At 66.3% G+C, this 20,551-nt stretch carries 16 protein-coding genes; 13 read left to right on the forward strand and 3 right to left on the reverse strand.

Annotated elements, in window-relative coordinates:
- The first annotated feature begins 63 nt into the window (after positions 1 to 63).
- From KUV38_RS01130 to KUV38_RS01185, 12 genes are all read left to right on the forward strand, one after another.
- Positions 64 to 648 (forward strand): ANTAR domain-containing response regulator, encoded by a 585-nt coding sequence (locus KUV38_RS01130; RefSeq protein ID WP_222468296.1) that lies wholly within the window; start codon positions 64 to 66, stop codon positions 646 to 648.
- A complete protein-coding gene (locus tag KUV38_RS01135; RefSeq protein WP_222468297.1) occupies positions 645 to 1,820 on the forward strand; it encodes a CmpA/NrtA family ABC transporter substrate-binding protein in 1,176 nt (391 codons plus the stop codon). The genes KUV38_RS01130 and KUV38_RS01135 overlap by 4 nt, the downstream gene beginning before the upstream one ends.
- Positions 1,821 to 2,090: 270 nt before the next feature.
- Positions 2,091 to 3,461 (forward strand): CmpA/NrtA family ABC transporter substrate-binding protein, encoded by a 1,371-nt coding sequence (locus KUV38_RS01140; protein WP_222468298.1) that lies wholly within the window; start codon positions 2,091 to 2,093, stop codon positions 3,459 to 3,461.
- A 238-nt stretch (positions 3,462 to 3,699) separates the two neighbouring features.
- On the forward strand, positions 3,700 to 4,785 hold the full coding sequence (locus KUV38_RS01145) for an ABC transporter permease (RefSeq protein WP_222468299.1): 1,086 nt from the start codon (positions 3,700 to 3,702) through the stop codon (positions 4,783 to 4,785).
- 5 nt (positions 4,786 to 4,790) lie between these two features.
- Entirely contained in the window at positions 4,791 to 6,482 is a 1,692-nt protein-coding gene (locus KUV38_RS01150) for an ABC transporter ATP-binding protein (RefSeq protein ID WP_222468300.1), read from the forward strand.
- Positions 6,483 to 6,556: 74 nt separating this feature from the next.
- A complete protein-coding gene (locus KUV38_RS01155) occupies positions 6,557 to 7,498 on the forward strand; it encodes a GAF domain-containing protein (protein ID WP_222468301.1) in 942 nt (313 codons plus the stop codon).
- A 103-nt stretch (positions 7,499 to 7,601) separates the two neighbouring features.
- Positions 7,602 to 10,037 (forward strand): nitrite reductase large subunit NirB, encoded by a 2,436-nt coding sequence (gene nirB / locus KUV38_RS01160; RefSeq protein ID WP_222468302.1) that lies wholly within the window; start codon positions 7,602 to 7,604, stop codon positions 10,035 to 10,037.
- Positions 10,034 to 10,369 (forward strand): nitrite reductase small subunit NirD, encoded by a 336-nt coding sequence (nirD, locus tag KUV38_RS01165; RefSeq protein WP_222468303.1) that lies wholly within the window; start codon positions 10,034 to 10,036, stop codon positions 10,367 to 10,369. The genes nirB and nirD overlap by 4 nt, the downstream gene beginning before the upstream one ends.
- A complete protein-coding gene (locus KUV38_RS01170; protein ID WP_222468304.1) occupies positions 10,369 to 12,999 on the forward strand; it encodes a nitrate reductase in 2,631 nt (876 codons plus the stop codon). The genes nirD and KUV38_RS01170 overlap by 1 nt, the downstream gene beginning before the upstream one ends.
- Entirely contained in the window at positions 12,996 to 13,961 is a 966-nt protein-coding gene (locus KUV38_RS01175; protein WP_222468305.1) for a glycosyl transferase family protein, read from the forward strand. Before KUV38_RS01170 ends, KUV38_RS01175 begins: the two co-directional genes overlap by 4 nt.
- A 10-nt stretch (positions 13,962 to 13,971) precedes the next feature.
- Entirely contained in the window at positions 13,972 to 15,381 is a 1,410-nt protein-coding gene (cysG, locus tag KUV38_RS01180) for a siroheme synthase CysG (RefSeq protein ID WP_222468306.1), read from the forward strand.
- Positions 15,382 to 15,492: 111 nt separating this feature from the next.
- Positions 15,493 to 17,262, forward strand: a complete 1,770-nt coding sequence (locus KUV38_RS01185; RefSeq protein ID WP_261385111.1) for a sugar phosphorylase — start codon at positions 15,493 to 15,495, stop codon at positions 17,260 to 17,262.
- An 8-nt stretch (positions 17,263 to 17,270) separates the two neighbouring features.
- Here the strand turns inward: KUV38_RS01185 and KUV38_RS01190 are convergent, their stop codons facing one another.
- The 3 genes from KUV38_RS01190 to KUV38_RS01200 all read right to left on the reverse strand — a co-directional run bounded on the left by KUV38_RS01190 (position 17,271) and on the right by KUV38_RS01200 (position 20,050).
- The gene (locus KUV38_RS01190; RefSeq protein WP_315898576.1) at positions 17,271 to 17,807 is read right to left on the reverse strand and encodes a cytochrome b; all 537 of its coding nucleotides are present in this window, start codon (positions 17,805 to 17,807) and stop codon (positions 17,271 to 17,273) included.
- A gap of 193 nt (positions 17,808 to 18,000) precedes the next feature.
- Positions 18,001 to 19,221, reverse strand: a complete 1,221-nt coding sequence (locus KUV38_RS01195; protein ID WP_222468307.1) for a glycosyl transferase — start codon at positions 19,219 to 19,221, stop codon at positions 18,001 to 18,003.
- Positions 19,222 to 19,237: 16 nt separating this feature from the next.
- Positions 19,238 to 20,050, reverse strand: a complete 813-nt coding sequence (locus KUV38_RS01200; RefSeq protein ID WP_222468308.1) for an HAD-IIB family hydrolase — start codon at positions 20,048 to 20,050, stop codon at positions 19,238 to 19,240.
- Positions 20,051 to 20,310: 260 nt separating this feature from the next.
- Between KUV38_RS01200 and KUV38_RS01205 the strand changes: the two genes are divergently transcribed.
- Positions 20,311 to 20,532 carry a hypothetical protein gene (locus KUV38_RS01205; protein WP_222468309.1) on the forward strand — a complete coding sequence of 74 codons (222 nt, stop codon included), beginning with the start codon at positions 20,311 to 20,313 and terminating at the stop codon, positions 20,530 to 20,532.
- Positions 20,533 to 20,551 lie beyond the last annotated feature (19 nt).

The following is a 20,551-nucleotide window of genomic DNA, read 5'->3' on the forward strand; positions in this document are numbered from 1 at the left end:
CATCCGCTTGCCCGGTGCCGCAGCGCGGCATAGGCAGGGGCGTCCCGGTCAGCATGGCAGGATATGCCCGAGAAACTCTCCATCATCGTTGTCGAGGCCGATCGTGAGCGGGCGCTCCTGATCGTCGACAGCCTGCGCGAAGCAGGCGATTTCGACGTGGCAGTAATCTCAGAGGTCACCGGCCTCTCGCGCCGGATCTCCGAGATGAACCCCGATGTCGTGCTCATCGATATCAGCTCGCCCTCCCGCGACATGCTGGAAGAACTCGCGCTGGCCTCCGGCCCGATGGACCGGCCCGTGGCGCTCTTCGTCGACCACGACGATGCCGGGCTTACCCGCTCGGCCATCGAGGCGGGCGTCTCGGCCTATGTCGTCGACGGGCTGCGCCCTGACCGGATCAAACCGATCATGGATGCCGCCATCGCGCGCTTTCACATGTTCAGCCAGATGCGCGCCGAGCTGAAGGCGACCCGGCAGGCGCTGGAGGAGCGCAAGATCATCGACCGCGCCAAGGGCCTGCTGATGAAGGCCAAGGGGCTGGACGAAGATGAGGCCTATGCGCTGCTGCGCAAGGCCGCGATGGATCAGGGCGTCAAGCTGGCCGATGTCGCCCAGAGCCTCGTCACCGCGGCAGGGCTGCTCTCGTGAGTGCGCCGCTCTCCGCCGGTTTCATCCCGCTTGTCGATGCCGCTCCGCTGGTGATCGCCCGAGAGATCGGCTTTGCCGAGGAGGAGGGGCTGGCGCTCGATCTGCGCCCCGCCGCCTCATGGGCCACGCTGCGCGACATGGTCTCCCACGGGCAGGTCGAGGCGGCGCATATGCTTGCGCCGATGCCGGTGGCTTCCGCGCTCGGCCTCGGCGGGGCAGGGGTGCGGCTCGATGTGCTGCAGGTGCTCTCGGTCAACGGCAATGCCATCGGCGTCTCCACTGCGCTGGCCGAGGTCATGCGCGCCGCCGGTCACAGCTTCGACTTTGCCGATGCTGCCGCCGCAGGGCGCGCTTTGCTGGCCGCCCGGCCCGAGGGGCTGCGCATTGGCGTGCCCTTCCCCTTCTCCGGCCATGCCGAACTGCTCTACCACTGGCTCGGCGCGCTGGGCTTTGCCGTGCCGCAGGCGCTCTCGGTCCATACCGTGCCGCCGCCGCTGATGGCCGATGCGCTGGCCGCCGGCGAGGTCGATGCCTTCTGCGTCGGCGCGCCCTGGGGCACGCTGGCGGTCGAGAGCGGGGCAGGGGAGCTTCTGCTGCCCGGCACGGCGATCCGCCGCTTCGCGCCCGAAAAGGTGCTCGCCGTCCGCCACGACTGGGCCGATGCCGAGCCGGAGCTGACCGGCCGCCTGATGCGGGCGATCTGGCGCGCAAACCGCTGGCTCGGCCAGCCGCAGAACCGCACCACCGCCTCCGAGATCCTCGCCCGCAGCGCCTATCTCGACACCCCTGCCGAGTTGATCGAGCGGGCGCTCTCGGGCCGCCTCATCGTGAGCCAGAAGGGCGATATGCGCACCGTGCCGCGCTACCTCGAATTCTTCGAAGGCGCCGCCACCTTCCCGTGGCGCTCCACGGGGGCGCTCATTGCCGACCGCATCGCCGCCCGCACCGGGCTCGACAGGCCCGCCGCCCAGGCCGAGGGCCGCCGCGTCTTCCGCTCCGACCTCTACCGCCACCACCTCGCCCGGACCACCGCCGACATGCCCGGCGCCTCCGAACGGCTCGAGGGCGCACTGGCCGAAGACACCCCCGTCGCCTCCCCCTCGGGCCGCCTGACGCTGGCCGCTGATTCCTTCTTCGACGGCTTCATTTTTGATCCGCAGCGAAAAACCTGATCAGTTTTTGTGCAGTTTCCCGGCGCTCGCCCGCAAGTTGCCGCAGCGCAGCAGGCAAATCCGCCCACACGCTTGACCCACGCCGTCCCGCCCGGCATTTCATGATCCCAGATGAGGCAAGGGCGTCTCGTCGAACCGAATTCACCCACGAAGATGCGGGTAAACCCGAGCACAGCCGCTCGACCCATTGCGCCAGAAAAGCGCGATGCTGGTCAGCGGCTTTTTTGTTTTTGGGCGTTCGCAAACGCCCCCAACCTAAGGGACGACCACATGAAAACCCTCTTCGGAATCGTTGCCACAACGGCGACCCTTCTGACCGGAACGGCGATGGCCCAGTCGCTGGAGCTGGAAAAGGACGAACTGACCTTCGGCTTCATCAAGCTGACAGACATGGCCCCCCTCGCCGTTGCCTATGAGCAGGGCTACTTTCTTGACGAAGGCCTCTTCGTCACGCTGGAGGCCCAGGCCAACTGGAAAGTGCTGCTCGACGGCGTGATCGACGGCCAGCTCGACGGCGCGCACATGCTCGCCGGTCAGCCGCTCGCCGCCACCATCGGCTTCGGCACCGAGGCCCATATCATCACCCCCTTCTCCATGGATCTGAACGGTAACGGCATCACCGTCTCCAACGAGGTCTGGGAGGCGATGAAGCCGAACATCCCAACCGGCGATGATGGCAAGCCGGTCCACCCGATCTCCGCCTCCGCCATGGCGCCGGTGGTCGAGCAGTACAAGTCCGAGGGCAAGCCCTTCAACATGGGCATGGTCTTCCCGGTCTCGACCCACAACTACGAACTGCGTTACTGGCTCGCCGCCGGTGGCCTGCACCCGGGCTTCTACAGCGCCGCGAACATCTCAGGCCAGATCGCGGCCGACGTGCTGCTCTCCGTGACCCCTCCGCCGCAGATGCCCGCCACCCTCGAGGCCGGCACCATCTATGGCTACTGCGTGGGTGAGCCGTGGAACCAGCAGGCCGTGTTCAAGGGCATCGGCGTGCCGGTGATCACCGACTATGAACTGTGGAAGAACAACCCCGAGAAGGTCTTCGGCATCACCGCCGAGTTCGCCGAGCAGTACCCGAACACCACCAAGGCCGTGGTGAAGGCGCTGATCCGCGCCGCCATCTGGCTCGACGAGAACGACAACGCCAACCGCATGGAGGCGGTCGAGATCCTCGCCAAGCCCGAATACGTGGGCGCCGATGCCGAGGTGATCGCCAACTCCATGACCGGCACCTTCGAGTACGAGAAGGGCGATGTGCGCGAAGTCCCCGACTTCAACGTGTTCTTCCGCTACAACGCGACCTACCCGTTCTACTCCGATGCAATCTGGTACCTGACCCAGATGCGCCGCTGGGGCCAGATCCCCGAGGCCAAGTCGGACGAGTGGTATGCCGAGACCGCGGCCTCCGTCTATCGCCCCGACATCTACCTCGAGGCCGCCCGCCTGCTGGTCGATGAAGGGCTCGCCAACGAGGCCGACTTCCCTTGGGACAGCGACGGCTACAAGGCGCCGACCCCCGCCGCCGACATCATCGACGGCATCCCCTACGACGGGAAGGCCCCCAACGCCTACCTCGACAGCCTGCCCATCGGCCTGAAGGGCGCGCAGATCATCGTCGGCACCGAGGTGCAGGGCTGATGCTCCGGATGGCGGGAGACGCGCGCGCCGAAGCGCGACGCCCCTCCCGCCATCCCGCAACGCCGCACGTCCCCGCCCGCCGGGTGCGTGCGATCCGTTCACGACCGAGCCGCAGGGCAGATTGCGTATGCATCGGTTGTGCATGGGATGTGCATCAGATGTGCATCCGCAAATTCTAAGGTTAATCGGCCGCAACGGCGTGGCCTCAGCAAAAACGCACAGAGTTGAAAGTCCTGAAATGACCGCCATAGACCCTCAGTCGCTGAACGACGCCGCCGCCGCCAAAGAGGCCCGAAAGGCGCGTCTGTTCACCCGTATCAACAAGGCCGACAAGTGGTTTTCGGTGCTCGGCCTCGCCTGGATCACCCCGATCCTGAAGGCCGTTGCCGGTGACAATCCGAAGGCGCAAGGCAAGGAAATCTGGCGCCTCCTCGGCGTGCCCGTGCTCGCCATCGTCGGCTTCCTGCTGCTCTGGGGCACCCTCGCCCCCAAGGTCCAAACCTCCCTAGGCGCCGTCCCCGGCCCGGTGCAGGTCTGGGGCGAGGCTGTGAACCTGCATGAGGATGCCGTCGCCAAGGCCGCGAAGAAAGCCAAGTTCGAGGAGATGGTCGCCGCCCGCAACGAGAAGCTGATCGCCGCGGGCAAGGAAGACCAAGTGAAAACCGTGGCTTACACCGGGGCGCCCAGCTTCTACGAGCAGATCTGGACTTCGATCAAGACCGTGTTCTTCGGCTTCCTGATCGGCTCCGCCGTGGCCATTCCGCTGGGCATTCTTGCGGGCCTCTCGCCCTACGCCAACGCCGCCATCAACCCGCTGATCCAGATCTTCAAGCCGGTCTCCCCGCTGGCCTGGCTGCCGATCGTCACCATGGTCGTCTCGGCGCTCTCCACCGGCGACGGGCTCTTCCCGAAGAGCTTCACCATCTCGGCCATTACCGTGACCCTCTGCTCGCTCTGGCCCACCCTGATCAACACCGCGCTCGGTGTCGCCTCGATCGACAAGGATCTCGTTAACGTTTCCAAGGTATTGAAGATGAACACCTGGACCAAGATCACCAAGCTGGTCCTGCCCTCTGCCCTGCCGCTCATCTTCACCGGCCTGCGGCTCTCGCTCGGTGTCGGCTGGATGGTTCTGATCGCTGCCGAAATGCTGGCGCAGAACCCGGGGCTCGGAAAGTTCGTCTGGGACGAGTTCCAGAACGGCTCTTCCTCCTCGCTCGCCAAGATCATGGTCGCCGTGCTGACCATCGGGATCATCGGCTTCCTGCTGGACCGGGTGATGTATGCCCTCCAGTCGCTCTTCACCTTCTCCAACCAGCGGTGATCGGCATGGGTATCCTGAATTTTGACAATGTTTCCGTGGGCTTCGGTGAGGGCATTCACCGCACCGAGGTTCTCAAGAACATCACCCTCGACGTGGAAGAAGGCGAATTTCTGGTCCTTCTGGGCTTCTCCGGCACAGGAAAGACCACCCTCATCAACCTCATGGCCGGGCTGCAAAAGCCCTCCAAGGGGAGCGTGACCTTCAAGGGCAAGCCGGTCACCGGCCCCGGCCCCGAGCGCGGCGTGATCTTCCAGAATTACTCGCTGATGCCTTGGCTGACCGTGGCGGGCAACGTCGGGCTGGCGGTCGATACCGTCTTCCCCGGCCTGCCCAAGGCGGAGAAGGAGGCCAAGGTCGCCCACTACGTGCAGATGGTGGGCCTGAGCCACGCCGCCAGCCGCCGCCCGGCCGAGCTGTCCGGCGGTATGCGCCAGCGTGTCAACGTGGCCCGCGCCCTGGCGATGAACCCCGAAGTTCTGCTTCTGGATGAACCCCTTAGCGCGCTCGACGCGCTCACCCGCGCCAACCTTGCCGACGAGATCGAGGGCATCTGGAGCACCGACAAGAAGACCTGCGTACTCATCACCAACGATGTGGACGAGGCCATCGTTCTGGCCGACCGCATCATCGCCCTCAACCCCGATGGCAGCCTTGGCGAGGAGTTCCGGGTGGATATTCCGCGCCCCCGCGAGCGCGGTGAGATGAACCATCACGAGGGCTTCAAGGCCCTCCGCGCACGCGTCACCAACTACCTGATGGACGCCGGTATCGAAGCTCAGGCCGAGGGTGCCACCCAGCTGCCCGACATCCAGCCCATCCACAACCTGCCTAAGGCGCAGGCCGCCGCGCAGGAAGGGCTGAAAGACCTGAACTTCCTGCAGTTCGACGAGCTCCACAAGATCTACCCCACACCGAAGGGGCCGTTAACGGTTGTTGAAGACTTCAATCTCAAAATGAACAAGGGCGAGTTCATTTCGCTCATCGGCCACTCGGGGTGCGGCAAATCCACTGTGCTCACAATGGTCGCGGGCCTGAACGAGATCTCGAAAGGTTCGATCAAGCTCGATGGCTTCCACGTCCGTGAGGCCGACCCGGAGCGCGCGGTGGTGTTTCAGGCGCCCTCGCTCTTTCCATGGCTCACCGCGCGCGAAAACTGCGCCATCGGGGTCGACAAGGTCTACCCCAAGGCCAGCCAGGCCGAGCGGCAGGATGTGGTCGACTATTACCTCGAGCGCGTCGGCCTCGGCGACGCGATGGACAAGCCCGCGTCTGAAATGTCGAACGGCATGAAGCAGCGGGTCGGCATTGCCCGCGCCTTCTCGCTCTCCCCCAAACTCCTCCTGCTCGATGAACCCTTCGGCATGCTCGACAGCCTCACCCGCTGGGAGCTGCAGGAGGTGCTGATGGAGGTCTGGCAGCGCACCAAGGTCACCGCGATCTGTGTCACCCACGATGTCGACGAGGCGATCCTGCTGGCCGACCGCGTGGTGATGATGACCAACGGCCCGCAGGCGACCATCGGCAAGATCGTCGATGTCGATCTGCCCCGTCCGCGCAGCCGCAAGGCCCTGCTCGAGCACCCCGATTATTACCTCTATCGCGAGCAAGTTCTTAATTTCCTTGAGGAATACGAGCACGGCAAGCAGGGCAAATCGGAGGCCGGGAAGGCCGATACCAAGAACAAGGAAGCCGCGTGAGCGCCATGGCCGCTCAGCTCAAGGTGATACCGGGCGGACGCAGCAGCCCGATGCAGCAAAAGGGAGACGACATCATGGATGTCGCAGTAGACACACCGGTCAAAACCTTCATTCAGGTGGCCGAAATCTGGGTGCCCGAGGGCGAGACCCTCGTGCACGGCGGGGGCAGCTACGGCGAGCTGGCCGCCTTCGAGGAGGCCTCCCGCCGGGAGAGCTTCGCCAAGGGCGAGGGCCTGCCCGGCAAAGCCTGGGCAGAGGCGCGGCCCGTGGTGCTCAAGGGCTTCGACGGCAGCTACTTCAAGCGCACCGAGGTGGCCACCGAGGCCGGGCTCACAAGCGCCGTCGCCGTGCCGGTTTTCGCTGGCAAGACCCTCAAGGCCGTGCTGGTGGTGCTCTGCGGCGATGACGAAAACCGCACAGGCGCCATCGAAGTCTGGAAGGAGGCCGAGGGCCTTCTGATGCTGGACGATGGCTATTACGGAGCCGCCAAGCACTTCGAATGGGTCAGCCAGCACACGCATTTTCCGGCGGGGCAGGGGCTGCCCGGCGGGGTCTGGGCCTCCGAAACGCCGATCCTGATGCGCGATCTGGGCTCCGGCTATCGCTTCATTCGTGCCGACAGTGCGGGCAAGGCCGGGCTGACCACCGGCCTCGGCGTGCCGATCCCGGTGCCCGGCGCCGCGCCCTACGTGCTCACCCTGCTCTCCGCCCGCGGCACCCCCATCGCCCGCCGTTTCGAGCTGTGGGATGCCCGCGCCGCGAAGGTGGGCAAGTCCGGCGGGGCGGCATTGGTCGATGGCATCTGCGCCCGCGAAGGCGCGCTCTGGGACCCGGAGAATGCCGGCAAGGAGCGCCGCGCGGAGGCCTGGCAGGGCAGCATCGGCAAGGTGCTCGGCTCCGGCCTTCCGGTGGTCGAAAGCGGCAAGCCCGGCCTCGCCGCGGGCTACGGCTCCATGGTCGCCCTGCCGCTCTACCACGGCACAGAGCTGTCCCACATCGTCGCCTGGTACGTGTGAGGCCCGCCATGATCCAGTTTGTCTTCGACCTCTTCGTCCTTCCGCAACCCGCACCCGCCGCTGTGCGCGTGGCCCGCGTAACCCCCTGTAAAGGAGGCCTGAAATGACCGAGAAACTCGTCGTGATCGGCGCGGGCATGGCCTCAGGCCGGATGCTCGAAAACCTCTTCGAGCTGGCGCCCGACGCCTTTGATGTGACCCTCTTCAACGCCGAGCCGCGCGGCAACTACAACCGCATCATGCTCTCCCCCGTGCTCTCGGGCGAAAAGAGCTATGAGGAGATCGTGACCCACGACGCGGCATGGTATGAGCAGCACGGCGTGACCTGCCGCTTCGGTGAGCGCGTCACTGCGATTGACCGCGACCGCAAGGTCGTGATCGCCCTGAACGGCGAGGTGCCCTACGACAAGCTCGTGCTCGGCACCGGCTCCTCCGCCTTCATCATCCCTTGCCCGGGCCATGACCTGCCCGGCGTCGTCGCCTTCCGCGATCTGGAGGACACCACCGCAATGCTGGAGGCTTCCGGCGCCCCCGGCTCCAAGGCCGTGGTCATCGGCGGCGGGCTCCTTGGCCTCGAAGCCGCCGCGGCCCTGCGCCTGCGCGGCATGGAGGTGACGGTGCTGCACCTCGCGGGCCACCTCATGGAGCGCCAGCTTGATGAGAGCGCAGGCTACCTGCTGCAAAAAGACCTTGAGAAGCGGGGCATCACCGTGCTCACGCGCGCCTCCACCAAGGCGATCCAGGGCGAGGGCAAGGTCGAAAAGGTGGTGCTGGAAGATGGCACCGTGCTGGAGGCCGATATTGTCGTGATGGCCGTGGGCATCCGCCCCGCCGTCTCGGTCGCAGCCGAGGCTGGGCTGGAGATGGGCCGCGCCGTTAAGGTCGACGCCCAGATGCGCACCTCCGACCCTGCGATCTTTGCGGTGGGCGAATGCGTGGAGTTCGAGGGCAACCTCTTCGGCCTCGTCGCGCCGCTCTACGACCAAGCCAAAGTGCTCGCCAAGACCCTGACCGGTGAGGCGGACAGTTTCACCCCCAAGGAGCTTTCCACCAAGCTGAAGGTGACCGGCTGCGATCTGTTTTCCGCAGGCGACTTCGCCGAGGGCGAGGGCCGCGAAGACATCGTCTTCCGCGACCCGGCGCGCGGCATCTACAAGCGCCTCGTCATCGAGGGCGACAAGCTCGTCGGCGCGGTGATGTACGGCGACACCGCCGACAGCAACTGGTTCTTCGGCCTGATCAAGGACGGCACGGATGTGGAGGAGATGCGCGAGACGCTGATCTTCGGCCCCGCCTTCCAAGGAGGTGCCGCCGTGGACCCTATGGCGGCCGTTGCAGCCTTACCGGCTGACGCAGAAATCTGCGGCTGCAACGGCGTATGCAAGGGCCAGATCGTTGCGGCGATCGAGGGCGGAGCAAGCAGCCTCGCTGACATCAAATCCACCACGAAGGCCAGCGCCTCCTGCGGCACCTGCACGGGCCTGGTCGAGCAGGTCATGGCCGTCATGCTGGGCGATGGCTTCGAGATTCCGGCGGCGCAGAACGTCTGCGGCTGCACCGATCTCTCTCATGAAGACGTGCGCCGGCTGATCAAGGCGAAAGAGCTGAAAAGCCAGCCCGCCGTCTGGCAGGAGCTGGGGTGGACAACGCCGAACGGCTGCCACGTCTGCCGCCCGGCGATCAACTTCTACCTGCTGGCCGACTGGCCGCTCGACTATCAGGACGACCCACAAAGCCGCTTCGTGAACGAGCGCAACCACGCCAACATCCAGAAGGATGGCACTTATTCCGTGATGCCCCGCATGTGGGGCGGGATGACCGACGCGAACGAGCTGCGCGCCATTGCGGATGCCGCTGACAAGTATGGCGCGGCGGTCAAAGTGACCGGCGGCCAGCGGATCGACCTGCTTGGCGTGAAGAAAGAGGATCTGCCGGGTATCTGGTACGACCTCAACGAGGCCGGCATGGTCTCGGGCCACGCCTATTCCAAGGGCCTGCGGACCGTCAAAACCTGCGTCGGCTCCGATTGGTGCCGCTTCGGCACGCAAGACAGCACCGGCCTCGGCATCAAGCTCGAGAAGAAGCTCTGGGGCTCGTGGACGCCGCACAAGGTCAAGCTCGCCGTCTCCGGCTGCCCGCGAAACTGCGCCGAGGCGACCTGCAAGGACGTGGGCATCATCTGCGTGGACTCCGGCTATCAGGTCGGCGTCGGCGGCGCTGCGGGGATGGACGTGAAGGAGACCGAGCGCCTCGTCGATGTTAAGACGGAGGAGGAAGCCATCGAGTGGACCACCGCCTTCATCCAGCTCTACCGCGAGAACGCCAAGTATCTCGACCGGCCCTACAAATGGGTCGCCAAGGTTGGTCTCGACTGGGTGAAGGAAACCCTAGCCGACCCCGCCGAACGCACCGCCCTGAACGAGCGTTTCGAAATCTCGCAATCGGTCTACCGCAAGGACCCATGGGCCGATCATGCCCGTCCCGAAAAGGCGAAGAGCTTCCAGCTTGTCGCCGATCTCACCCAGGAGGCCGCCGAATGAGCTGGATCGACATCTGCGCCGTCACCGAAATAGCCGAACGCGGTGCGCGTATCGTGAAAACCGAGGTCGGCTGCATCGCCGTGTTCCGCACCGGGCCGGAAGAGGTGTTCGCCGCCTCCAACACCTGCCCCCACAAGGGCGGCCCGCTCTCTGAAGGCATTGTGCATGGCCGCAAGGTGACCTGCCCGCTGCACAACTGGGTGTTTTCGCTCGAAACCGGAGAGGCCCAAGGCGCCGACGAGGGTCGCATTGCCACTTACCCGGTGCGGATCGAGGCGGGCCGCGTGTTGCTCGACGCCGGGGCCGTTGCCGCTGCCCGGAGCGCCGCGTAGTGTCCGCCCCCATCTGCACCACCTGCCCCTATTGCGGCGTAGGCTGCGGCGTGCTGGCCACGCCCGACGGGGCAGGGGGCCTCAGTGTGACCGGTGACAAAAGCCACCCGGCCAACCTCGGGCGGCTCTGCTCTAAGGGCTCCGCGCTGGGTGAGACGGTGGGGCTGGAGGGCCGCCTTTTGGCACCCCAAATCAATGGCAAAGAGGCGGGCTGGGATGAAGCCACGGCAGAAGTCGCCCTCCGTTTCTCAGAGACCATCGCACAGCATGGCCCGGACAGCGTGGCCTTCTACGTCTCCGGCCAGCTCCTCACCGAAGATTACTACGTCGCCAACAAGCTGATGAAAGGCTTCATCGGCTCGGCGAACATCGACACCAACTCCCGCCTCTGCATGGCCAGTTCCGTCGCCGGCCACAAGCGGGCCTTCGGCACCGATACCGTGCCCGGCACCTACGAAGACCTCGAAGAGGCCGATCTCGTGGTGCTCACCGGCTCCAACCTCGCATGGTGCCACCCGGTACTTTACCAGCGCATCGTCGCCGCCAAGACCGCGCGCCCTTCCATGCAGATCGTGGTCATCGACCCCCGCCGCACCGCCACCTGTGATGCCGCCGACATGCACCTGCCGCTGGCCGCTGGCAGCGATGTGGCTCTGTTCAATGGCCTGCTGCGCCGCATTCGCGACATGGGCGCGACCGATGAGGCTTTCGTCCGGAGCCATGTCGACGGTTTCGATGACGCTATCGCCGCCGCTTCCTCCCAGACCAGCGAGGCAACAGGCCTGCCGGATGATCTGCTGACCCGGTTCTACGACCTCTGGCTGCGCACCGAGAAGGTCGTCACCGTCTATTCCCAAGGCGTGAACCAGTCGTCGCAGGGGACCGACAAGGTGAACGCCATCCTCAATTGCCACCTCGCCACGGGCCGCATCGGCAAGCCCGGCATGGGGCCTTTCTCGGTGACCGGCCAGCCCAACGCGATGGGCGGGCGCGAGGTCGGCGGGCTGGCCAATATGCTCGCCTGTCACCTCGATATCGAGAATGCTGCCCACCGCATGGCCGTGCGGGAGTTCTGGCAGGCGCCCCGGATGCCCGAGGCGCAGGGCCTCAAGGCTGTCGACATGTTCGACGCGGTCGAGCGCGGCCAGATCAAGGCGCTCTGGATCATGGCCACCAACCCCGCTGTCTCCATGCCCGAGGCCGACCGCGTCCGCTCTGCCATCGCCGGCTGCGACTTCGTCGTGGTCTCCGACATCACCGCCGAGACAGACACCGCCCGCCTCGCCCACGTGCTGCTGCCGGCCACCGGCTGGGGCGAGAAGGACGGCACCGTGACCAACTCCGAGCGCCGGATCAGCCGCCAGCGCGCAGTCCTGCCCCCGCCGGGGCAGGTGAAGCACGACTGGCAGATCATCGCCGAGGTCGCCTCCGCGATGGGCTGGCGTGCCGCCTTTGATTACTCCTCCCCCGCCGAGATCTTCCGCGAGTACGCCACGCTCTCGGGCATCGCCGCTGCCATGGGCAAGGACTTCGATATCTCCGGCCTCGCCGGGATCTCCGATGCGGGTTACGCCGCCCTCGCCCCCGTGCAATGGCCGGTGAGCGCAACCCGCAGCGGCGGGCGGTTCTTTGGCGATGGCAAGTTCTTCACCCCGGACGGGCGGGGGCGGATGCTGCCTGTCCACAACGCGGCCCCCGTGGCCGCGACCGACCGGCGCTACCCCTTCCGGCTCAACACGGGCCGCGTGCGCGACCATTGGCACACCATGACCCGCACCGGAAAATCACCGCGCCTCAGCCAGCACATGGCCGAGCCCTACGTAGAGATTCACCCCGATGACGCCTCGCGCCTCGGCCTGCGCCCGGCGGGTATTGCCGACATCGAGAGCCGCACCGGCCGCGCCCTCGCCCGGGTCATCGTGTCTGAACGGGTGCGCCCCGGCGAGGTCTTCGTGCCGATGCACTGGACGGGGGAGACCGCCTCGCTAGGGCGGGCCGATGCGCTGGTGGCCTCGGTCACCGATCCGGTCTCCGGCCAGCCCGACAGCAAGGGCGCAGTGGTGGGCATCGCGCCCTATGCCGCCAACTGGTTCGGCTTTGCCGTCTCCACCCGCAAGCCCCGCCCCGACGCCCCCTATTGGGCGCTCGCACGGGCGCGCGACGGCTGGCGGCTGGAGCTGGCCGGGGCGGAGGCACCGGAGAGCTGGGAGGATTGGGGCCGCACCGTTTTCGGCCTCGGGCCCGATGCCGAGGCGATGGTTGTGAGTGACAAGGCGCGCGGCGGCGCGCGGCTGGCCTTCGTGGAAGGGGGCCGCTTGCAAGCCGCCCTCTTCATTGCCGCCGAGCCCGTCGCCGCCTCACGCAGCTTCATGGCCGGTCAGCTGGGCGCGGCGCCCGCACCCGCTCACCTCTCTGGCCAGCCGGGGCAGGACATGCCCGATCCGGGCGCCGTGGTTTGCGCCTGTTTCGACGTAGGCGTGAATACGATCCTCGCGGCCATCGAGAGCCAGCAGCTTGCCTCCGTCGAGGCCATCGGCGCAGCACTTCAAGCGGGCACGAACTGCGGCTCCTGCCGCCCCGAACTTGCCGCGCTGCTTGCCTCGGCCACCCGCCGGGAGGCCGCCGAATGAGCCTTGCGCCCTATGTCCGCATCCTTGGCCGCGGCCCTGGCCGCTCCCGCTCGCTCACGCAGGACGAGGCCCGCGAGGCGATGGCGCTCATCCTCTCCGGCGAGGCGGCGCCCGAGGCCGTGGGCGCGCTCCTGATGCTCATGCGGTTCCGCGGCGAGACGGCAGGCGAGGTGGCAGGCTTCGTCGAAGCCGCCCGCGCAACGCTTCACACATGGCCCGGCGCTGCCCCCGCGCTCGACTGGCCCAGCTACGCCGCTGGCCGCACGAGGGGGCTGCCGTGGTTCCTGCTCTCCGCCCGCCTCGTGGCGCAGGCCGGTGCGCCGGTGCTTCTGCATGGCTGGAACTCGCATCAGAAGGCCGCGGCCTCGGTCCGGGCCGCGCTGCCCGCAGCCGGGATTGCGCAGGCAGGCTCAATGGAGGAGGCCGCCGATCTCATCGCCCGCGATGGCATCGCCTACCTGCCGCTTGAGGCTTTCGCCCCCCGCCTGCTCGAACTCCTTCGCCTGCGCGATGTGCTTGGCCTCCGCTCCACCATCAACACCGTCCTCCGCGCGCTCAACCCATCAGTGGCGCACGCTGCCGTGCAGGGGGTCTTTCACCCGCCCTACCGCGAGCTGCAGGCCGATGCCTGCGACCTGCTCGGCCAGCCCGCCATGACCGTGCTCAAGGGCGGCGGTGGTGAGTTCGAGCGGCATCCGTCCAAGGACATCGCCCTCTATGGCACTCGGGGCGGCACCCGCTGGGAGGCCTCCGCCCCTGCGTTGGAAGATGACCACCGCCGTCTCGCCGACGAAAGCCCCGACCCGGCAGACCTCGCCCGCCTCTGGTCCGGCGAACTGACCGACCCCTTCGCCACCGCCATCGTGCTCGGCACCGCCGAGCTGGCGCTCGAAACCTGCGGCCTTGCCCCGAGCCTTGCGCAAGAGGCTTGGGCCGCCCGCCACACCGCCCGCGCAGCCTGAGGAGCATCCGATGAAAACCTTCCCCATGTTCCTCCGCATGACCGGCCGCACCGTGGTGATCGCGGGGGGCGGCGAGCAGGCCGCGCAGAAGGCCCGGCTGGTGCTGAAGACCGAGGCCAAGATCGTGCTGTTGGCCGATGTGCTGGACGATGAACTGGAGGCTCTCGTTGCCGTCGGCCGCGCAACCCACTGCTTCGAAGCGCCCACCGCCAGCCACTTCGCCGATGCCGCGCTCGCCTTCATCGCCACCGGCTGCCCGGCGCGGGACGCGGCCATCGCGGCGCTGGCACAGGCGGCGGGATGCACGACAAACGTGGTCGATCAGCCCGATCTCTGCGATGCCTACACGCCCTCCATCGTCGACCGTGACCCGCTGGTGGTTGCGATCGGCACCGAGGGCGCGGCCCCGGTGCTGGCCCGGCAGGTAAAAACCAAGATCGAAACCATGCTCGAACCCCGCCTCGGCGACTTCACCGCCATGGCGGGCCGGATGCGCGAGGCCGTGGCCCGCCGGGTTCCAAAGCGCGCCCGCCGCGCTTTCTGGCGCTGGGCCTTCTCCGATGCCCCCCGCCGCCTGCACGCCGCGGGCGCCGAGCGCGACGCTGCCAAGGCCCTCAAGGATGCCATCGCCCAAGGCGGCGCACCCGACACCGCCACCGAGGGCCTCATCTCCCTCGTCGGCGCTGGCCCCGGCGCCCGCGACCTGCTCACGCTCCGGGCGGTGCAGCGGCTGCAAGAGGCGGATGTCATCTTCTACGACCGGCTGGTCGACCCGGAGGTGCTCGAACTCGCCCGCCGTGATGCCGAGCGCGTCTTCGTCGGCAAGGAGGTCGGGGCCTCGTCTTGGCCGCAACACAAGATTGACGCGGTAATCGTGGCCGCCGCCCGCAAGGGCCAGCGCGTGGTGCGGCTCAAGTCGGGCGATCCCGGCATCTTTGGTCGCGCGACCGAAGAGCTTGCCGCCGCCCGCGATCACGGCATCGCCGTCGAGATCGTGCCCGGCGTCACCGCTGCCTCCGCCTCCGCCGCCGCCCGTGGCCGCTCGCTTACCGAGCGCGGCGAGACTGACCGGGTGATCTTTGCCACTGGCACCTGCCGCGCAGGGGATAGCGCCCCCGACTGGGGCACCCTCTGCACCCCCGGCACCACGCTGGCGCTCTACATGGGCGTGGCCAAGGCCGCGGAGATCGAGGCGAACCTGCTGGCCGCCGGTGTGCCCTCTAGCGCCCAGGTCGAGATCACCTGCTCCGCCTCCACCCCCGCCGAGCGGCACTTCGCCTGCACCCTTTCGGACCTGGCCGAGACGGTCGCTTCCGAAGAGGTCAGCAACCCCGCGATCATCCTTGTGCGCCACTCCAAGATGCGCACCGAGGTCATTGCGCCCACGCAACCGCCGCTCTCTCTCGTGGCCACGGCCTGACCCGCCAACTGCACAAGTTTTTAGCAGGCGGCCCCCGGCGTACACTCCACGCCCGCCCCGAGCGCCCCGTTTCCTTGAACCGTGCAGCGCATTGATGCTTTACCTCGGAGAATGACCACAGGCCAAACCCGCCCGATGAAACAGCCCACGCCTTCCGTGAAATCCCGCACCGCCAGCTTGCTCGAGCAGATTTACCCCGAGCATGATTGCGAGGCGCTGGCCCATCAGATCCACGAGGCCTTCTGGCCTGAAGGCTCGCATGTGCGGTCTCGGGCGCGGGTGGCGGGCAACAACCTGTGGAGCGAGGCGGACACGCTCGTCATCACCTATGCCAACAGCCTCGTGGACGGTAACCACAAGCCGCTCGACCTGCTGCGCGACTTTCTCACCCACTACCTGCAAGGGGTGATCTCGGGCGTCCATATTCTGCCCTTCTTCCCCTTCACCTCCGACGATGGCTTTGCCGTTGTCGACTATCGCGCGGTGAACCCGCAGGTGGGCGACTGGCCCGACATCAACCGCATCGCGGAAGAGTTCAAACTGATGTCGGACCTCGTGCTCAACCACGTGTCGAGCTTTTCCAAGTGGTTCCACGACTATCTTCAGGGCCATGAGCCCTACGACAAGTTCTTTTTCGAGGCGCAGCCGACCGACGACCTGAGCCAGGTTGTCCGCCCCCGCACATCCTCGCTCCTGCGCGAGGTGCAAACGCCCTCCGGCCCCAAGCATGTGTGGTGCACCTTCAGCCACGATCAGGTCGATCTGAACTTTGCCAACCCCGAGGTGCTGCTGGAGTTTCTCCGCGTCATGCGGGTGCACATCGACAACGGTATCCGGGTGATCCGACTCGATGCGGTGGCCTTCATCTGGAAGGAGATCGGCACCTCCTGCATCCACCTGCCGCAGACCCATGCCATCGTCCGGCTTATGCGGCTCCTCTTCGACTACGCCACAGAGCCAGTGGTGCTGCTGACCGAAACCAACGTGCCCAATGCCGAAAACCTCAGCTACTTCGGCAATCGCAACGAGGCACATGCGATCTACAATTTCTCGCTGCCTCCCTTGGTGCTGCACGCCCTGCTGACCGGCTCGTCCCGGGCGCTCAACCAATGGCTCATGGCCATGCCGCCCGCCCAGCTTGGCTGCGCCTACCTCAACTTCACCGCATCTCATGACGGCATCGGAATGCGCCCTGCCGAGGGGCTGCTTTCGGAAGAGGATATCGAGCAGGTCATCACCGCGGTAAAGGCTCATGGTGGGGTGCTGTCGATGCGCTCGCTGCCGGGCGGCGGCGAAAAGCCCTATGAGTTGAACATCACCTATTTCGAGGCACTGAAAGGCACGGTGAAGGGGCCGGACGCGCATCAGATCATGCGGTTCCTCTGCTCGCAGACCATCGTGCTCTCGCTGGAGGGCATTCCGGCCTTCTACATCCATTCGCTGCTGGCCACGCCGAATGATCACGAAGGGGTGGAGAAGACCGGGGTGAACCGGGCAATCAACCGGCACCGCTGGAACTACCCTGAGCTGCGCGCGGCGCTGGATGATCCGGAGACCGTGCACGCCCAGGTGCTTACCCGCCTCAAGCGGCGCATCGCCATCCGTACCCGCCAGCCCGCCTTCCACCCCAATGCCACGCAATTCACCCTGCAACTGGGCGATGGGATCTTTGGCGTCTGGCGGCAAAGCCTCGACCGGTCGCAGTCGATCTTTGCGCTGCATAACCTGACCGATGAAACCATCACTCTGCCGGTGATGTCGATCAACCTGATCGGCGGGGAGGATTGGGTGGATCTGCTGGCAGATGAGGCTGTGGACGCCTCGCAGGGCGAGATCGAATTGGCGCCCTATCAGTGCCGGTGGATCACCAACCGGCACTGAGACGGGCGTCAGGCCATGCGGGCCAACGTCGTGTCACGAGCGATCAGCCGGTGGTAGCCCACGGCCATAGCGATATGGCCGAGGATCACCAGCAGCAGGAGCCATCCCATCTCGCCGTGCCACTCAGCGGGGAGTTGCATCCACGTCACCTCGGCGGCCCGTGGCGGCACAACCTGAAACCCGAGGTAGCTCAGCCCCCGGTCGCTGCCCGCCGCGGCCAGAATGCGGACGCCGGGCACGAGGATCATCAGCCCGTAGAGCACCGCGTGCCCGAGCCGCGCGGCCTGTCCCAGAGGGCCGCCATGCGCGGGCCGGTTGGCAAGATTGGCCAAGCCCCAGATCCCGCGCAGCAGCACGAGCAGGAAGAGGGTGAAGCCAAGGTCGGTGTGGTAGGACCAGAGCGCATCGCGCAGGGCACTCCCGCGTTCCAGACCCCAATGAGCGAGGGCCGAGGCGAATTGCGCCAGGAACATCAGGGCCATGCCCCAGTGGAGTGCGCGCGAAACGGCGCCGTAGCGTTGCGGTGAATCGGTAAGGTCGGACACGGGTTTGCCTTTCGGGTAACTGCGGATGCCGCGCAATGGGCTTGAAGGTCTAACGACCGGTGGCGCCCGATCTGTCGTAAGGAATTCCGCAGTCTGCGGCGGGAGCGTGGCCGGGCTGGCCGTTGAACAGCCATAACCGGGCAAGACCTGACGGGTTCCGGCAGGCCGCCATGCGACCGGCACATGGCCCGTTTCAGCCGAACTCGGCGTTGTCCTCGCGGATCGCGGCCGACATGTCGCGCATCAGGTCAGGATCGGCCGAATGCACCCGGCTCCAGTTTGGGATGAAGGGTGTTTCCATCGGGTTCTCGAGGAAGATATGACCCGCTTCCACGATGTTGGAGGCAAAGAGCTCCACAGTGGTCTCTTCCTTGTGGCGGTCCACTGACAGGCCGTTCATCCATGCGTCATGGGCGTAGGTCTCGATCATATCGAGCGCAGTGCGGTAGTAGGTGGCCTTCAGCGAGCGGAACATGTTGGGCGTGAAGACCGTGCCATCGGCGGCAAGCTTGCGGTAGAGCGCCTTGCAGATGTCGATCGACATGCGCGAGAGGCCCTTGGTCTTGTCGTCTTCGCTCACCGGCTGGTGCTTGTGGTCGTAACGGTCGGAAATTTCGGCCTGGCACACCGCTTTGGGGCTCAGGTTGCGCCACGCCTCGGAGAGCACGCCGATCTCAAGCCCCCAGTCGGAGGGGATGCGCATATCGGGCAGGATGCCGGTGCGCATGGCGAACTCACCCGCGAGCGGGTAGCGGAAGCCGCGCAGGTAATCGAGGTAGTCGTGATCGCCGATCACCTTTTTCAGCGCCACCAGCATCGGGCTGACCAGCAGCCGAGACACCCGGCCATTCAGCTTGCCGTCGGCGATGCGCGGGTAGAACCCCTTGCAGAGCTGGTAAGGGAAGTTCGGGTTGGCGACCGGATAGACCAATCGCGCCAGCATGTCGGTGTTGTAGGTCAGGATATCGCAGTCGTGCAGGGCAATAACGGCGGAGTCCGCCTGCGCCAGCGCGTAGCCCATGCAGAACCACACGTTGCGCCCCTTGCCCGGCTCCTGCGGCGAGAGGTTGAGCGCCTTGAGCCGCTCGTCGATGGCGGTGAGCCGGGGGCCGTCGTTCCACAGCACGGCGTGTTCCTGCGGGAGACGCGAGAAGAAGGCCTTAGCGGCGCGGTATTGCCCCTCGTCGGCCCGGTCGAGGCCGATGATGATGCGGCTGATAAAACGCACTTTCGACAGCTCGTCGAGGATCGCGGGCAGGGCGTCGCCTTCAAGTTCGGAGAAGAGCGAGGGCAGGATCAGCACGATCTTGCGGGTGGCGGCGATGGTCTCCAGCTCGCGGGCCATGGCCGCTGGGTCGAGGGTGCGCAGGTTGTGCAGGGTTGCGACGCTTCCGCTCTGGTGAAAATCGGCCAAATCTCTTTTCCTTGTTTCAGCTCCGCCGCGCGGCGGATGTCATCTCTTCAATGGTTTGCAGAACGGCTTCGTTCCACCCTCGCGGGCCGGGCGCGCGCGTGCGCCTGATCTGCCCGGTGGATTCGCCCGCCAGTGTAGCAATCCCGGCGCCATCCGGGTTGGTCACGATGACGCCGGTATCCGCGGCCTCCAGCATGCCGATGTCGTTAGGTGCATCACCCAGGGCCAGAACATGGGCGCCGGGCGCGAGGCGTGCGGCAATTTGGTGCATCCGGTCTGCCTTGTCGGCACCGAAGGATAGGGTCAGGTAGCGCCCGCCCTGCCTAGCGGTTACGCCGTGGTTGGCCAGCGCGGCGATGAAAGCCGCGCGCCCGGGCTCATCCCCGCGCCAGAGCCCTGGCTCCGAGAAGGCGCGCTGAGCAGCAAGCCGCGCTTGTGGCAACGGCAGCCCGGTCTCTCGCGCCACGCCCTCCGGCCCCCAATCGGTGAACCCCTCGTACAGAGCGCGAAGCTCGGCAGGCAGGGAGACGAGCACCTCCAGCAGCGCGGCGTGGCGGCTTTCGCCCTCCGGTGCTTCCCCCGGCCATACAACCCCGGCCCCGTTTTCGACCATGAGGGCAGCGGGGCGGCAGGGGAGTTGCTCCGCAAGCTCCTGCATTTCGGCGGCGGTCTTGCTGCTTGCGAGCACCAATGGGAGGTTTCTTGCAGAGAGCGTCTCCAGCGCCTGCTGCGCTGCGGAAAAACTGTAGTCGTGGTGGTCCAGCAGCGTGCCATCGAGATCGGTGAACACGATCAAATCAGGGCGCAAGTTCTCAGTTTCTTTGAACATCTGGGTTCAGCCTAGCGGGTTTGCTGGGGCATGACCACAGGCCTTGCGCATGGCTTCGCTTAGCAATCGCCGCACTTAAAATCCCAGCTTACGCTGCGTTGCAGCGCAGGCGGCGCTTGGGCAATTGCCACTGGCAGTTTACACTGCGGTGCGTTTTCAGGTGATCCGGGGGTATCGAAGATGCGTCGGGGCGGGGGCCCTAACGTTAGCTTAAACAAGCAATGCGACAGTTGACGACACGTGTGCGAGCGGAGTTGGAAATGAAGTTTCTGTCCATAGCCATCCTGCTGTGTTTCGGGTTCGGAACCGCAGGCCTCGTGGCGCACCTCTGGCAGCCGCATTGGGCGTGGCTGGTGGCTGCCTACGTGGTTGGCAGCTGGATCGGCCTTGCGGTGATGTGGCTCGTCTACATGCTGCCGCCGCTCCAGCAAAAGCCGATCACCCAAGCCCAGCAGTCCAAGGCCGTGAAAACCGGCTCCTGATAGTCCCTGTTTGGCCTTG

This window comes from Vannielia litorea (assembly GCF_019801175.1).
Taxonomy (GTDB): Bacteria; Pseudomonadota; Alphaproteobacteria; order Rhodobacterales; family Rhodobacteraceae; genus Vannielia; species Vannielia litorea_B.